Genomic DNA, 14,466 nt, shown 5'->3' on the forward strand with positions numbered 1-14,466 from the left:
AGATTCATTTCCCCCTTGTGTTGCACGGCTCACACCTGCATAATAAATGAATCAAATTCATTTGATGTGACCCGCATCCCACGGAAGTGTTTCTCCCAATGATTGAACTGACTCAACTGGATCCGCCTGTCTCGTTTGCCCGTACTGAGCGGAGCGACCGCGCACCGCTGCGCGTCGGCTTGGTCCAGCACCGCTGGCATGCCGATACAGCGGAGACCAAAGCCGAACTCGCCGAAGGGATCGCACGTGCGGCAGCCCTCAGCGCCGACGTCGTTTTCCTGCCGGAACTCACGCTGTCCAAATACCCGGCCGACAAGCTGCCCGAAGGCCGCGCCGCGGACCTGGCCGAAGACCTCCTGACCGGCCCCACCTTCACCTTCGCCGCCGAGGCCGCCCGTGCCAACAACGTGTGCGTGCACGCCTCGCTTTACCAGCGCGCCGATGACCCGGCCGACGAGCTCGGCCTGAACACCGCCATCCTGGTGTCGCCGCAGGGCGAACTGCTGGCCACCACCCACAAACTCCACATTCCGGTCACCGCCGGCTACTACGAAGACAAGTATTTCCGCCAGGGGCCCGCCGGCGAGGACGCCTACCAGGTGCACGAGCCGGCGGAACTGGGCGGTCTCCGGCTTGGCATGCCGACCTGCTGGGACGAGTGGTTCCCCGAACTCGCGCGGATGTATTCCCTCGGCGGCGCGGAACTCTTGGTCTACCCGACGGCCATCGGTTCCGAGCCGGACCACCCGGACTTCGACACCCAGCCGCTCTGGCAGCAGGTCATCGTGGGCAACGGCATTGCCAACGGCCTGTTCATGGTCGCCCCGAACCGCTGGGGCAACGAGGGCACCAATACCTTCTACGGCTCCTCCTTCATCTCCGATCCCTACGGCCGCATCCTGGTGCAGGCTCCGCGGGACGAGTCGGCGGTACTGGTTGCGGACCTCGATCTGGACCAGCGCAAGGACTGGCTGACGCTCTTCCCGTTCCTGACCACCCGCCGCCCGGACACCTACGCCCGGCTGACCGAACCGGTCCGCGCGGACCAGCCCTTCGGCACGCCTGGCTCGGCGCAGCCGGCAGCAGGATCCGTGGCAGCAGCCACCGCAGGAACGGTGGCCTGACCATGGTCTGGAAGATGCCCGCCGAAACGGCCGAGCAGTCCCGCATCTGGATGGCTTTCCCGCCCGGCGGCTACACACTGGGCGACACCGAGGAGCAGGCCCACGCCGCCCGCTCCACCTGGGCGGCCGTGGCCAACGCCGTCGCCGAATTCGAACCGGTCACCATGGTGGTGGATCCGGCCGACGTCGCCACCGCGCGGGACTACCTCTCCCCCGCCGTCGAAACGGTCACGGCTCCGCTGAACGATGCGTGGATGCGGGACATCGGCCCCACCTTCGTCACGAACGACGACGGCGGGCTGGCTGCGGTCGATTGGGTGTTCAACGGCTGGGGCCAGCAGGACTGGGCGAGCTGGGACAAGGACGAAAAGATCGCCGCGCACGTGGCCGATATGGCCGGCGTCGAACGCATTGCATCCGAGCTGGTCAACGAGGGCGGCGGCATCCAGGTGGACGGCGAAGGCACCGTCCTGGTCACCGAGACCGTCCAGCTGGACCCGGGCCGGAATCCCGGGGCCACCAAGGCGCAGATCGAGGCCGAGCTCGCGCGCACCATCGGCGCCGCCAAGGTCATCTGGCTGCCGCGCGGCCTGACCCGCGATTCCCAGCGCTACGGCACGCGCGGGCACGTGGACATTGTGGCCGCAATCCCCTCCCCCGGGACGCTGCTGGTCCACGCCCAGAACAACCCGGACCATCCGGACTATGAGGTCAGCCGCGAGATCATCGCGTTCCTTCACGGCACCACGGACGCCGCCGGCCGCAGCTGGAACATCGTCGAAGTACCCGCGCCGGAAACGCTGCGGGACGACGAGGACTTCGTGGACTACAGCTACATCAACCATCTGGTGGTCAACGGCGGCGTCATCGCCTGCACCTTCGCGGACCCGTCGGATGAAAAGGCGCTGGCCATTCTCGCCGACGTCTATCCCGGCCGCCGCGTTGTCGGCGTGGACGCCCGCGAACTCTTCGCCCGCGGCGGCGGCATCCACTGCATCACCCAGCAGCAGCCCCGCTCTTCCCGAAAGGCCATGACATGAGCCAGACAACACGCACCGCCCCGGCGGCGGCCCGGACCGGCAAGGGGCTCGCCAGCGGACAGCTCGGCCTGCTCGCCGTCGTCGTTATTGGTATTTCCACCATCGCCCCGGCCTACGTGCTGACCTCCACGCTGGGTCCCACCGTGCAGGCCATCGGCACCTATTTGCCGGCGATCTTCATTGTCGGCTTCGTGCCGATGTTCCTGGTGGCGCTGGGCTACCGCGAGTTGAACGCGGACTCGCCGGACAGCGGCACCACGTTCACCTGGGTGACCAAGGCGTTCGGACCGTTTGTGGGCTGGATGGGCGGTTGGGGGCTGCTGGCCGCCAACATCATCGTGCTTTCCAACCTGGCTGGCGTGGCGGTGGACTTCTTCTATCTCTTCCTCTCCCAGCTCACCGGTTCCCAGGCCATTGCGGATTTGGCCGCGAACAAGGTGGTCAATGTGCTGACCTGCCTGGTCTTTGTGGCGCTGGCGGTCTGGGTTTCGTGCCGCGGCATGAAGACCACCAAGACCGTGCAGTACGTGCTGGTGATTTTCCAGCTGGGCGTGCTGGCCTGGTTTGTGCTCGGCGCGCTGGCCAAGCTCGGCACTGTCCCGGAGGCGCAGCCGCTGGCATTCGACTGGGAGTGGTTCAACCCGTTCGGCATTGAGAGCTTCTCCGCCTTCGCCGCCGGCCTGTCGCTGTCCATCTTCGCCTTCTGGGGCTGGGACGTCTGCCTGACGATGAATGAGGAAACCACCAACGGCAAGCGGACCTCCGGCATCGCCGCCGCGGTTACCGCCATCGCCGTTCTGGTCATCTATCTGCTGGGCTCGGTTGCGACGATCATGTTCGCCGGCATCGGGGACACCGGGCTGGGACTGAACAATCCGGACATCTCCGAGAACGTCTTCACCGCTATCGCCGGCCCCGTCATGGGCCCCTTCGCCATCCTCCTTTCGCTGGCGGTACTTTCCAGCTGCGCGTCCTCGCTGCAGTCCACCATGATCTCCCCCGCCCGCAGCCTGCTCGCCATGGGTTACTACAAGGCGCTGCCGGAGCGCTTCGCGAGAATCAACCCGCGCTTCCAGTCGCCGGTCTATGCCACGGTGGTGGCCGGTGCGGTCTCGGCAGGCTTCTACACGCTGATGCGCTTTGTCAGCGACAACGTCCTCAACGACACGATCATGGCGCTGGGCCTGATGATCTGCTTCTACTACGGACTGACCGCGCTGGCCTGCGTCTGGTATTTCCGCCGGACCGCGTTCGTGAATGCACGCAGCTTCCTGTTCCGGTTCCTGTTCCCGCTGCTCGGCGGCCTGGCCCTGGTGGTCGTCTTCCTCCAGACCGCGGTGGACAGCTGGGATCCGGCGTTCGGCAGCGGCTCTGAGGTCTTCGGGGTCGGGCTGGTCTTCATCATCGGCGTGGGCATCATCGCGCTGGGACTGGTGGCGATGCTGCTGTTCTACCGGCGGAACCCGGCGTTCTTCCGCGGCCAAACGCTCGAGCAGGATTCGCCAGCCCTGGTGGTGCCGGAGTAGTTCCACATTCACCAAGCTCAAAGGGTGCTGCCGCAATCTGCGGCAGCACCCTTTGCTGTTTCTTACCTGCGGTCAGGCTCCGGGCTTAGGGGTAGAGGCCGCGGGTGAGATGGGCTTCCGCCACGCGCTCAACCGCCGTCACGGTTGCTGCCTCGCGCAGGCTCAGGCCGCGCCGGGCAGCTACTGCCAGCACGTTCTCCCAAGCGGCGAGCATGCGCTGCTCCAGCCGCTCCTCGACCTCGGCCGCAGTCCACCAGTAAGCCTGGTTGCCCTGCACCCACTCGAAGTAGGACACGATCACGCCGCCGGCATTCGCGAGGATATCGGGCACTACCAGCACGTCGTTCTCGCGGAAAACAGCATCGGCAGCCGCCGTGGTCGGCCCGTTGGCGCCTTCCACGATGACCTTTGCCCGCACCCGTCCGGCATTCCCGCCATGCAGGACACCTTCGACGGCGGCCGGCACCAGCAGGTCGACCTCGAGTTCGAGCAGCTCCTCGGAACCGATGGCTTCAGAGCCTTTGAACCCGACTACGCTGCCCGTTTCACGGACATGTTCCGTAAGTGCCTTGATCTCCAGTCCGGCTGCGTTGTAGATCGCGCCGTACTGGTCTCCAACAGCGACGACGGCGACGCCGGCTTCGGCGAGGAATTCCGCGGCACCGGCACCAACCTTGCCGAAGCCCTGCACGGCGGCGGTGCTCCCGGCAGGGGTGATCCCAGCCTGCCGGAGGGCGGCCAAGGCAACATGGACCACACCGCGGGAGGTCGCGCTGGCCCGGCCAAGGGAACCGCCCACGCTGACCGGCTTGCCGGTCACCACGCCGGGCACGGTGTAGCCGACGTTGACGGAGTAGGTGTCCATCATCCACGCCATGGTCTGTTCGTCGGTTCCGATGTCCGGAGCCGGAATGTCCTTTTCGGGGCCGATCACCGGCAGGATTTCGCTGGTGTACCGGCGCGTCACGCGCTCAAGTTCCTGCTGCGAGTAGTTGCGCGGATCAATGGTGATCCCGCCCTTGGCCCCGCCATAAGGCACATCAAGAAGGGCGCACTTCCAAGTCATCCACATCGCCAGGGCGCGCACCTCGTCAAGCGAAACCTCCGGGCTGTAGCGCAGCCCGCCCTTGGCCGGCCCGCGCGAGAAGTTGTGCTGGACGCGGTAACCGGTGAGGATTTCCACGCTGCCATCGTCCCTGCGCAGCGGGATGCTGACGGAGAGCTCGCGGCGTGGCCGGGCCAGCATCTGGTGCAGCCCGGAGCTGTAGCCGAGGGTGCGGACGGCCGAGGCCAGCTGGCTTTGTGCGCTCTCCCAAGGACCCGCATCTGTGCTAGGGGCCACTGGGGCCTGGACGGAATCGCTGGAGTCGTGCGGAGATAAAACAGTTGTCGTCATTGACGTTCGATCCTTATTTATCTGGATGGCGGATAGCTGCCTTCCTGAGGCTATAAGGACGAAAGGGGAACGTCAGTGGGCGAGTGCACAGCGGGCCGCCGCGTTGTTGTGGCCATCTACAGCGGCCGGCGCGCAAGCCACGGTGGGCGTGCACGCTGTGCCGTGGGCGTGCGGATCTGCACGGGCCCATTGCAGCGGGCCGGTAGGGCTCCTAGGGTGGAAAGACCCCCAAGCGAAGGAGCGACCATGTCTACCCCACGCGAAGAAAACTCCCCCAACCTCGACGACGTCATCGACCCGCAGGAGGACGCATTGCCCCAGTCGACGCGGACCGGCCACGGCAAAATGCCTGAGACCGTGGACGACGACGATCTGCAGGCCGCCGCTGAACAGGAGCGCGTGGCCGCGGGGCTTCAGGACTACGCGCCGGACCAGGTGCCGCCGGCAGCAGATCCGCTGCCTGAGGAAGCCTCCGATGAGGCCGACCGTGCCCAGCGCGGGCTGAGGGACGATCCCGGCACCGACGTCTAACAAGCACAGGCTTGGCGGCGGTCTTTACCGCCGTCGGGCGCTGGCGCACTGCACGCAGAACCGCGCTTCCGGCCGGACTTCGAGCCGCTCGCGCGGTATTTCGCGCCCGCAGTTCTGGCACGTGCCGTAGCTGCCGTTCTCGAGGCGGTCCTCGGCTTCCAGCAGTTCGGCGAGCGACTTCTCGGTGGCGTCGAGCAGAGCGACCTCGCGCGCGCGCTCAAGCGTGAGCGTTGAACCCTCCGGGTCGTGCTCGTCGTCGGCCGGGATATCGTGCGCAGCTATTGTCGCCTCTTGAATGTCCGCCGTCAGCCGTTCGATCTGCAGGCGGGCCTCGGCGATCTTCTCCTCCAGCAACTGCCGGTACATTCCTTTATCCGCCGTGGCTGCCGTGGACCCTACATCCAGCGCATCGCTCATGACGCCACCATCCTCTCGGAGTTATGAGAGCATCATAGTCCTCTCCGGCGTCGTTATATCCGACTTGCGGCCCCTCTGTTATGCGATCGTTCCGCAACCGCCACCTGCCTTTCCCCCTTGACCGTTTCCGGCTCGGTAACGCACGCTGAGGTGTAGGCCCGGCTGCGCTGGTGGCCGGGTAAAAATCGCTCGATGACGGGGTGCGGACTGACATGGCAGAGCGCGAGATCCAGACCGATGTCCTGGTGGTCGGCGCGGGACCGACCGGACTGATGCTGGCCAACTGGCTGGCCAAGCTGGGTGTGCCCATGCTGGTGGCCGACGGCAAATCCGAGCCGACGCGGGAGTCCCGCGCCTTAGGCCTGCAGGCCAGAAGCATGGAGATCTACGACCAACTCGGCGTGATCGAGAGGGTACTCACCGAGAGCACTGTCGCGCAAAAACTGGTCTTCGGCTACGAATCGCGCGAGCTGGGACGGGTTCCCATCGGGCGGCTGGGGCGCGATGTGACCCCGTATCCCGGCATCACCTTCCTGGAGCAAAGCAGAAACGAGCAACTCCTGGTGGACAACCTCACGGCGCTCGGCTCCGACGTGCTCTGGCAGCACCGGCTGACTGCCTTGGACGTGGACCTGACCGATCCGCTGCCGGTGACGGCCACGCTGGCGGCCGACGACGGCGGGGTGCGGGTCCGCGCACGGTACTGCGTGGGTGCCGACGGCGGTTCCTCCACCGTGCGTTCGGCGCGCGGCATCGCGTTTGAAGGAATCACCAACGCCCACACTTTCTACGTCTCGGATGCGACCGAGGTGCGGGGTCTGGCCCATGACGCCGTCAACATCCGGCCGGGCACCGAGGATTTCCTGCTCGGATTTCCAATGGGCGGCAACTCAGACCTGCGGCTGATCGGCACAGTGCGGAACTCCGACATTGGCGGTGACGAGCTGTCCGAGGACACGGTGCGCCGGCGCCTGCAGCGGATCTACTCCGTCAGTTACGGACCGTCGCGCTGGTATTCCACCTACAAAGTGCACCACCGCACCGCGGCGGCCTTCCGCGACGGTCCGGTGTTCCTGGCTGGCGACGCCGCCCATGTGCACTCCCCTGTTGGGGCCCAGGGCATGAACACCGGATTGCAGGATGCGCACAACCTTGCCTTCAAACTCGCAGACGTATTACAGGGCCGGGCGTCGGAACGCTATCTCGACCGCTACGAGGCCGAACGGCGTCCCGTTGCGCGCCGGCTGATCTCGACCACGGACAGACTCTTCGGCATCATCACTTCGGCGCGTCCGGTGGCCCGGACCCTCCGCAAGCTGATCCTTCCCGTGCTCGCACCGGTGGCAACGAACATCCTGCCCCGGCTCAAGGGAGCTCCGCGCCTGTTCGAGTACGTGTCCCAGGTGCGGATCCACTACTGGATGAGCGACGAAGCCAAGGAAGCTGCCAACGGCCGCCGTGGCAAAGTGGTCGGGCGCAGGCTGCCGTACACCGGTTCAAACTTCGAGACGCTCCGCTCGCTCACCTGGCAGGTCCACGCCTACGGCGGGATTGACGACGTCGCCGTCCATCACGTCCGTTCCGCGCTGGGTCTGGACGTCCATGACCTGCCGCTGAACGGCAACAAGAAGCTGCAGCCGGGGTACTTCTATCTGGTCCGGCCGGACGGTTTTGTCGCGGCGGAGTCCCTGCCGGTCAACGCCGTCTCAACGTTCACGGCCGCGATGGCACGGTAAGCCCGAGGTGGCCAGTGCCGGCGGTTGCTCAGGCCTTGGCAGCTCGCACCGGATGCTCACTGATGATGGAGAGCCGGTTGAAGGCATTCATGGTCAAGGTGATCCAGCTGACTGCTGAGAGCTGGTCCTCCGTGAGGCATTTGCGGGCAAAGGCGTAAGCCCGGTCCTGGCTCTCATGGTCCGGCAACTCGGTCAGAGATTCGGCGAGGGCCAAGGCGCCCTGCTCCTGAGCGGTGAAGAGCTGGGTATCCCGCCATGCCGGCAGGACCACGATCCGCTGGATGGTTTCCCCATTGGCCAGGGCATCCGTGACGTGCATGTCCAGGCAGTATGCGCAGCCGTTGATCTGGGAGACCCGGATGTTGATCAGTTCGGTGACCATGCGGTCGATGCCGGCGGCATCCGCGGCTTCGCGAACCTTGAGGCCCAGACCGTTCAGCGCCCGGTAGACGGCCGGGTGCTGCTTGTCGATAAAGATCCGCTCCCGCGTCACTTGCTCCACCGGGCCTCCTCGGTCTCGGCCTCGCCCTGCGCGGGGACGTCCAGAACGTCGTCGTACTCGTGGTGTTTACGTACGAACGCAGCGATGTAGGGGCACAGCGGGAGGATGCGCCGGCCGCTGGCCTTCACGTCGTCGAGGGCGAAGCGTGCCAGCTTCGAGGCCAGCCCCTGACCGGCGTACGCATCATCCACTTCTGTGTGGACGAACACGACTTGGTCCTGTCCGGGCTGCAGCCGCCGGTAGATGGTGAAGCCGATGGTTGCATCGCCGTCGTGCAATTCGTAGCGGTGGCGCTCGGGCGCGTGGACCAGAGTGATTTCCCGGGCCTCGGCGGCAGTTTCGTTGGACATGGTGTTCCTCTCCTCGATGGATAAGTCGGTGCACCCGGCCCGGAGGACGGGGCAGGCGTTGCTGTTAGCGGCGCGGGCGGATGCGCGCATTGGGCAGCGTCGGGGCAGGCAGCGGAGCCAAGGTGTTGCCCACCACCGTGCCGAACTGGTTGGTCGCCGCGGCTCCGGCTGGATGCGGTTCGGCACCGATCTCGGCCTGCCAGTTGGCGCGGAATTCAACGATCTCGTCGTGGTCGCGCCCGACGAAGTTCCACCACATGACGATCGCTTCGCCCATCGGCTCGCCGCCGATCAGCAGCAGCCGGACGGGCTCGTCCGACTCCGAGGTCAGCTCGATTTCCCGGTGCCCGGTGGGCAGGTAGGCCAGCTGATCGGCGGTGGCCGTGGCCCCGTTGAAGCGGACGGTACCGCTGTCCACCAGGACGCCGTATTCGAAGGCCTCCTCGACGTCAAAGACGGCACTCTGCCCCGGTTTCAGCAGGAGTTCCGCGCCGAGCAGCGGCGAATGGAGTGCCACCGGGGATACGCTGCCGGCCAGCGATCCCATAAAGACGCGCAGCTCGTAGGCATCGGTGATGACCGGCTCCGGCGCATAGTGGTCGAACCCGGGATCGGCGAAACGGGCATGATCCGGCAGCGCCACCCACAGCTGGGCGCCGTGCAGGACCGTTGTTTCGGCGGTGGAAACCTCTGAGTGGCAGATACCCCGGCCCGCCGTCATCAGGTTCAGTTCGCCGGGGCGGACAAACGCGTGGAATCCAGCGCTGTCGCGGTGTTCAATCTCGCCGGTGAAGAGCCAGCTCACTGTCTGCAGTCCGGTGTGCGGGTGCGGCGGAACCCGCATGCCGCCGGTTTCGGACACCTCGTCCGGACCGTAGTGGTCCACAAAGCACCAGGCTCCGATCAGGGAGCGCTGCCGCTGCGGCAAAGTGCGCCGGACGTTCATGGCCCGCGGGCCGCCGAGCGGCACCTCGCGCGGCTCCAGCAGTTCCACCCGCGATTGGGCTAAGCCCACTTCCGCTTCGTTCCCGCAGAGCATTTCCTGCGGATGCGGCTCAAGGTTACTCATTGCCCAACGCCCTTTCCTGCCAAGGCTTACATGCAAACACATGTATAGCCTACACGCTACGCACTCAGAGTATGGCTAATGCTGTTCCTGCTGCTGTCTCGACCTGGGGACAACCATCATGGGCGAAACGCCGTGCTGCAGGACGGCCTGGCTGACGGATCCCAGCAGCAGCCCGGGAAAGCCGCCGTGTCCGCGGGTTCCGAGCACCAGCAGATCCGCGGTCTGCGTGGCCTCGACCAGGATCTCCGCCGGCTTGGCAATGTAGAACTGCCAGCTGGCCTTGACGTCGGGATACCGGGAGCGGACCTCCGCCAGGACCGTGTCCAGGTCATGGGCGACTTCCTGCCGGAACCGGCTGGCGCCTTCGGCGTGGTCCAGCCAGACCGAGTCCCTGTAGTAGGGAGCGCGGGTGGAAACCAGGGTCAGCGGCTTGGCCTGGAACTGCGCCGCTTCCGCTGCAGCCCAGAGGGCCGGATTCTTCGATCCGAGGGCGTCCATGGCCATGACAATCTGGCCTGCATAGCTCCAGGACTGGCTCTCGTCGTCGGGGTGCACGCCCTCGGCACTCATGCCCTCCGGGGCCGAAACCAGCCAAGGAACCGGTGCCGTCTCCGTCCTGCGGGCAGGCACTTCGGCGTGCTCCGCCTCAGTGCCCCTGGCGTTCCGGCCGGCGTTCCGGGCCGGAGCGGCAGCTTCGGGAATCACCACGGTGGGGCACTTCGAGTGTGCCGCCAGCCCCGAGGAGACACTGCCCATCAGCCGGCCGGCGAACCCGCCGCGGCCCCGTTTGCCGACCACCGCCAGCGCGGCGGACTTCGAGAGGTCTACGAGCACGCCGCCAGGATTCCCCGCCACCACGCGGGACTCCACCGTTACGCCTTGGTTCCTGGCACGCTCGAGGGCTTCCTGCAGCATGGACTCGCCCCGGCGGGTCTCAAGTTCGACGTATTTGCCCTCCACCATAGGATCGGCAATGTTCTGGGCCGGCGAGAACGCCGTCACCAGCCGCAGCGGCCAGCCGCGGAGCCGGGCCTCGCCGATGGCCCAGTCCAAGGCGCCGCTGCTGGCCGGCGATCCGTCAAAGCCCACAAGTACAACGTCTTCCATGACTCAACCCTAGGCGTCCTCACGCTGGCTGAGTAGAGGGCAGGCGGCAGGAGACGCGCTAGTGGCCGGCGATCTCCATGCCGTTCCAGCCGGTTCCCACCGTGACCCGGCCCGCCCAGCGGGAGTCATTCGCCTGGTAGTAATACAGGACGCCGGCGGCGGAGCGGGCCAGCAGCCCCTGGCTTCCCGCCCCGTTGTAGCCGCGGATCGAGGTCAGCGCGGTCATCGAGTTCCACCCGCTGTTGCCGATGATCCTGCGGCTCTCCGGAACAAACTTCCCGTTGCCGTTGGTGCGGTAGAGCTTCAGCTGGCCGGCCGACGTGCGGGCGACGATGTCGGTGTTTCCGTCCTTGTCCCAGTCAAGCTGGTTGATCGTCAGGGATTTCCAGCCGGTGTCCACCTGGGTCCGCGCGGAGGGCTTGCCGCCGGAGAGGTTCGGGTAGTGGTACAGGGTGCCCGACCCGCTCTTCGCGACTACGGAGGGGTAGCGGTCCGTTTTCTTCCATTTACCAACCGTGACCTCGTAGCCGGCCCAGCCGCTGGCGCCGATGGTGATGGCACTGGCGAAACCGCCGCCGGGTTTGCCCGGGTAGACGCTGAGCTTGCCGCTCTCCCACTGGGCCACGATGTCCATCGTCTTATCCGCGTTCCAGTCCGCGACGTGGACTTCCTTCGCGTTGCCGAAACCGGAGCCGACCTTCCACGCGGATGAATTCGCGTTGTTCTTGCCGGTCCCGTAGTTCCACAGCACACCGGCCTGGTCCACGGCCACGATGTCCCCGGCGGACTGGATGGACGGACCCGCAGGAGCAGAAACAGCGGCAGGAGCCGGGGCCGCAGCGGGCGAGGGCGCCGTGGAGCCGAAGAACGCTGATGCCGTGTTGTACTGGCCGGCCGGAGGTGTGCGGAACTTGAAGAAGTTCACGGTGCCGTACATCTTCACGCGCCCGTTCGCGTCCTTCTTGATGGAAATGCCGACGCCGATCGTGTCGTACGCCGGGTCGCTCATGATCCGGTTGTGACCGGGCGAGCCGATCCACTGGTCCACCAGCCCTTGGCCTCTGGTATCCGTCCGGTAGGCGATGATTTCGCCGGCATTGGACCAACGGTCGGCAACGCGCGGATCCTGGGTGTAGCCGGGGTTGTGCTTGAAGTCGCCGGTACTGGCCATCTTGTCCGACCAGTCCTCGGATAGCTCCGATACGGTGGCGTTGAACTTCACCGGCTTGAGGCCCTTGCTCGCCCGGAACTTGTTGATCCCGTTGAACACGTCGATGATCTGCTGCTTGTTCGCCGTGTTGAGTCTGTCGCCCGCGGCCTGCGGAACAACGACGCCGGCACCTTGGTTCGGCTGCACAGCGGCCAGGGCGGCGGGGGCGGGTCCCACAACGGCTGCGGCGGCCACGGAGGCACCGAGAGCGAGGGACATTAATGCTTTAAGTTTCGACACTGTCTTTTTCCTGTTTTTCCTTGGGGAGGGTCACAACGACGGCGGCGTTCCACCTCAGGTGGGGCGCCGCCGTCGTTAGCTCACAAAACCATAACGAATGCGCACACAATGGCCCAAAGACCCTTGTCAGTGCCCGTCATCTACTAGTAGTCGAGCCGGCGGGAAACTGCTTGCGGAGCTACTTGAAGATGTCTGCCCGGACTCCCATCACAATCCGATCGCCTTTATCCGCCGTCTTCAGGTACCTGGTCACGTTGGGCAGATCCAGCGCGATGCAGCCGTAAGTGGGAACCGCATTCGCGTGCAGGAAGATGGCGAAACCCGCGCCCTGCTTGATCTTCTGTCCCGGCCCGCGGTTGTAGTCGATCACCGCGCCCTGGCGGTAGTCACCGGTGGGGGCGCGCATGATCTGCCACATCTGCTCGTCCGGCCAGCGGTTGAAGGAGGACTCGAAGTACTTGTTGTACCCGCTGCCCGGCGTGCCCGACCACTGCGACCGCGGATTCAGCTTCCGGTAGTTGAGCCCGGTCCCCGGGTTACCTTCGCCGAAGGCATCGGTGACGGTGAAGCTGCCCTGCGGCGACCAGCGGTACATCGTGTGGCCCGACGCGACGCCGGGCTTCTTGAACCCCTTGAGCCCCACCGTGGCCCTGGACGTTTTCCATTCCTGCTTATAGACGGAGCCGATCCGAACGCAGTTGATGAAGCTGGCCTTGTACGTGCCGTATTTCTCCGAGATGGTGAACGAGACCCGATTGGCCCAGCCGTGGTAGTAGCGAGTCTTGTGCGCGCCGATGGCCCAGCACTCGTTCTTCGGCAGGTAGCTGGCGCCGACCTTCGCAGCGATCAGCGAGCCGCCCTGGAAGACCTGGGTGGTTTTGCCGCTGCGCGTCACCGCGTCCTGCAGCGGGTAGCCAAGCGTCCCGTTCTGGCTGCTGCGAACCTTCCAGCTGTAGTTGATCTGGGCGGTCAGCGTCCGGGCTCCGGTGGCCGGCGAGTAGGCGATCTGCCCCTTCTGGAACACCTGCACGCAGCCCCTGGACTTGAGCCCGCACTTCATGTCCCCGGTGGGGTAGCCGAGGAGCCCGCGCTCGTATTTGGCCGCCGCGAATTTCCTACCGACGGCGTGGGTCAGTTCCACGGTGCGGGCACCGGTTTTGGCGGTCCAGTATATGGCCATGCGCCGCTTGCTCGAGAGCGAGGGCTTGTAGGTGCGCACGCAACCGTCGCCGGGCAGGCGGCAGTTGTAGTCGTTGACCGCCGTGTACTTCAGCTGCTTGGCCCGGGAATCCAGGGCCTTCCGGCCGGCCGTCACGTGCGGCGGCGTGTGCACGATCTTGCCCTTCTGGAAGCTCTGCGTTGCGACCAGGGTCTTCGAATCCACGCTCATATCCGACGTCGGGTAGCCGTACTTGCCCTTCTCATAGCCGGACGCCTTGTACGCTTTTCCGACGGCGTGGGTAAGTTCCACCGTCCGCGCACCTGTGGCCTGGGTCCAGTAGATTGCGATCCGCTTGCTGCTGCCAGCGGGCTTGTACGTGCGCACGCAGCCGTAGCCGCGCAGCTCGCAGGCGTAGCCGTTGACCGCGGTGAGTTTCAGTTTCGAGGCCCGGTCCGCCAGCGCCTTCCGGCCCGCCGCATAGTGGGCGGACGTGTCCACGATCTTGCCGTGCTCGAAGGACTGCACCGAAACCTTGGTGTTCGGCACGCCGGACATGTCCGACGTCGGGTAGCCGTACTTGCCCTCTTCCCACCCGGCTTTGCGGTAGGCCTTGCCGACGGCGTGGGTCAGGTCCACGGTGTGTGCGCCGGTAGCGGCGGTCCAGTAGATGGCGATGCGCTCCGTGGGACGATCGGCCGACGTGTAGGTCTGCACGCAGCCCTCGCCGACCAGAGTGCAATTAAGATCGTTGTGCGGCACGAGTTTCAGCTCATCGGCCTTCGCCGCGATAGCCTCCCCGGCCGTCGCTTCGGCCTCGGCTGCCTCCTCGGCTGGCGGTTCGGCTTCGGCTGCTTCCTCCGTAGAGTCCGTCTGGTCTGTTTCGCCGGGACCGGGAGTCAACTGCCCATCCGGCGTCTGTGTTTCTTCCGGGGTGAAAGTTTCCGCTGGCGTGGAAGTTTCCGCTGGCGTAGACGGCTCGACCGGGACCGCGGCTTCCGTTGGCGCCGCAGTTTCGGCAGGCGCAGTCGATCCCGCAGGCGCTTCAGTCCCGCCCGT

13 protein-coding genes are annotated in these 14,466 nt (G+C 65.8%); 5 read left to right on the top strand and 8 right to left on the bottom strand.

Annotated features, from left to right (window positions below; translation table 11 throughout):
• Positions 1-98: 98 nt before the first annotated feature.
• Genes B0G38_RS16010 through B0G38_RS16020 form a run of 3 tightly spaced genes read left to right on the top strand, consistent with a single transcriptional unit; the run spans position 99 to position 3,690 of the window.
• Positions 99-1,124: a nitrilase-related carbon-nitrogen hydrolase gene (locus B0G38_RS16010; protein WP_264670323.1), complete on the top strand. Its 1,026-nt coding sequence runs from the start codon at positions 99-101 to the stop codon at positions 1,122-1,124.
• A 14-nt stretch (positions 1,125-1,138) separates the two neighbouring features.
• Complete coding sequence (locus tag B0G38_RS16015) at positions 1,139-2,164, top strand: agmatine deiminase family protein (protein ID WP_264670324.1); 1,026 nt, start codon at positions 1,139-1,141, stop codon at positions 2,162-2,164.
• Complete coding sequence (locus tag B0G38_RS16020) at positions 2,161-3,690, top strand: APC family permease (RefSeq protein ID WP_264670325.1); 1,530 nt, start codon at positions 2,161-2,163, stop codon at positions 3,688-3,690. The genes B0G38_RS16015 and B0G38_RS16020 overlap by 4 nt, the downstream gene beginning before the upstream one ends.
• An 85-nt stretch (positions 3,691-3,775) precedes the next feature.
• On the opposite strand, the gene B0G38_RS16025 is transcribed toward B0G38_RS16020, so the two are convergent.
• Positions 3,776-5,086 carry a Glu/Leu/Phe/Val family dehydrogenase gene (locus B0G38_RS16025; protein ID WP_264670326.1) on the bottom strand — a complete coding sequence of 437 codons (1,311 nt, stop codon included), beginning with the start codon at positions 5,084-5,086 and terminating at the stop codon, positions 3,776-3,778.
• A gap of 246 nt (positions 5,087-5,332) precedes the next feature.
• Here B0G38_RS16025 and B0G38_RS16030 point away from each other — a divergent pair, with 246 nt between their 5' ends.
• Positions 5,333-5,617: a hypothetical protein gene (locus tag B0G38_RS16030; protein WP_264670327.1), complete on the top strand. Its 285-nt coding sequence runs from the start codon at positions 5,333-5,335 to the stop codon at positions 5,615-5,617.
• Positions 5,618-5,641: 24 nt separating this feature from the next.
• Here the strand turns inward: B0G38_RS16030 and B0G38_RS16035 are convergent, their stop codons facing one another.
• A complete protein-coding gene (locus B0G38_RS16035) occupies positions 5,642-6,034 on the bottom strand; it encodes a TraR/DksA family transcriptional regulator (RefSeq protein WP_264670328.1) in 393 nt (130 codons plus the stop codon).
• Between the two features lie 212 nt (positions 6,035-6,246).
• Here B0G38_RS16035 and B0G38_RS16040 point away from each other — a divergent pair, with 212 nt between their 5' ends.
• Positions 6,247-7,770, top strand: a complete 1,524-nt coding sequence (locus B0G38_RS16040; RefSeq protein ID WP_264670329.1) for an FAD-dependent monooxygenase — start codon at positions 6,247-6,249, stop codon at positions 7,768-7,770.
• Positions 7,771-7,798: 28 nt separating this feature from the next.
• On the opposite strand, the gene B0G38_RS16045 is transcribed toward B0G38_RS16040, so the two are convergent.
• The 6 genes from B0G38_RS16045 to B0G38_RS16070 all read right to left on the bottom strand — a co-directional run bounded on the left by B0G38_RS16045 (position 7,799) and on the right by B0G38_RS16070 (position 14,310).
• A complete protein-coding gene (locus B0G38_RS16045) occupies positions 7,799-8,272 on the bottom strand; it encodes a carboxymuconolactone decarboxylase family protein (RefSeq protein ID WP_264670330.1) in 474 nt (157 codons plus the stop codon).
• Positions 8,260-8,622, bottom strand: a complete 363-nt coding sequence (locus B0G38_RS16050; RefSeq protein WP_264670331.1) for a GNAT family N-acetyltransferase — start codon at positions 8,620-8,622, stop codon at positions 8,260-8,262. Before B0G38_RS16050 ends, B0G38_RS16045 begins: the two co-directional genes overlap by 13 nt.
• Before the next feature lie 64 nt (positions 8,623-8,686).
• Positions 8,687-9,691, bottom strand: a complete 1,005-nt coding sequence (locus B0G38_RS16055) for a pirin family protein (RefSeq protein WP_264670332.1) — start codon at positions 9,689-9,691, stop codon at positions 8,687-8,689.
• Between the two features lie 75 nt (positions 9,692-9,766).
• A complete protein-coding gene (locus B0G38_RS16060; protein ID WP_264670333.1) occupies positions 9,767-10,798 on the bottom strand; it encodes a universal stress protein in 1,032 nt (343 codons plus the stop codon).
• Positions 10,799-10,856: 58 nt separating this feature from the next.
• A complete protein-coding gene (locus tag B0G38_RS16065; protein ID WP_264670334.1) occupies positions 10,857-12,248 on the bottom strand; it encodes a CAP domain-containing protein in 1,392 nt (463 codons plus the stop codon).
• A 178-nt stretch (positions 12,249-12,426) separates the two neighbouring features.
• A complete protein-coding gene (locus B0G38_RS16070) occupies positions 12,427-14,310 on the bottom strand; it encodes a hypothetical protein (RefSeq protein ID WP_264670335.1) in 1,884 nt (627 codons plus the stop codon).
• Positions 14,311-14,466 lie beyond the last annotated feature (156 nt).

This window comes from Crystallibacter permensis (assembly GCF_025960875.1).
GTDB lineage: Bacteria > Actinomycetota > Actinomycetes > Actinomycetales > Micrococcaceae > Crystallibacter > Crystallibacter permensis.

Excerpts from the sequence above, each read along its gene's own strand:
- B0G38_RS16010 (WP_264670323.1), top strand. The coding sequence starts at position 99 with ATGATTGAACTGACTCAACTGGATCCGCCTGTCTCGTTTGCCCGTACT.
- B0G38_RS16015 (WP_264670324.1), top strand. The coding sequence starts at position 1,139 with ATGCCCGCCGAAACGGCCGAGCAGTCCCGCATCTGGATGGCTTTCCCG.
- B0G38_RS16020 (WP_264670325.1), top strand. The coding sequence starts at position 2,161 with ATGAGCCAGACAACACGCACCGCCCCGGCGGCGGCCCGGACCGGCAAG.
- B0G38_RS16025 (WP_264670326.1), bottom strand. The coding sequence starts at position 5,086 with ATGACGACAACTGTTTTATCTCCGCACGACTCCAGCGATTCCGTCCAG.
- B0G38_RS16030 (WP_264670327.1), top strand. The coding sequence starts at position 5,333 with ATGTCTACCCCACGCGAAGAAAACTCCCCCAACCTCGACGACGTCATC.
- B0G38_RS16035 (WP_264670328.1), bottom strand. The coding sequence starts at position 6,034 with ATGAGCGATGCGCTGGATGTAGGGTCCACGGCAGCCACGGCGGATAAA.
- B0G38_RS16040 (WP_264670329.1), top strand. The coding sequence starts at position 6,247 with ATGGCAGAGCGCGAGATCCAGACCGATGTCCTGGTGGTCGGCGCGGGA.
- B0G38_RS16050 (WP_264670331.1), bottom strand. The coding sequence starts at position 8,622 with ATGTCCAACGAAACTGCCGCCGAGGCCCGGGAAATCACTCTGGTCCAC.
- B0G38_RS16055 (WP_264670332.1), bottom strand. The coding sequence starts at position 9,691 with ATGAGTAACCTTGAGCCGCATCCGCAGGAAATGCTCTGCGGGAACGAA.
- B0G38_RS16060 (WP_264670333.1), bottom strand. The coding sequence starts at position 10,798 with ATGGAAGACGTTGTACTTGTGGGCTTTGACGGATCGCCGGCCAGCAGC.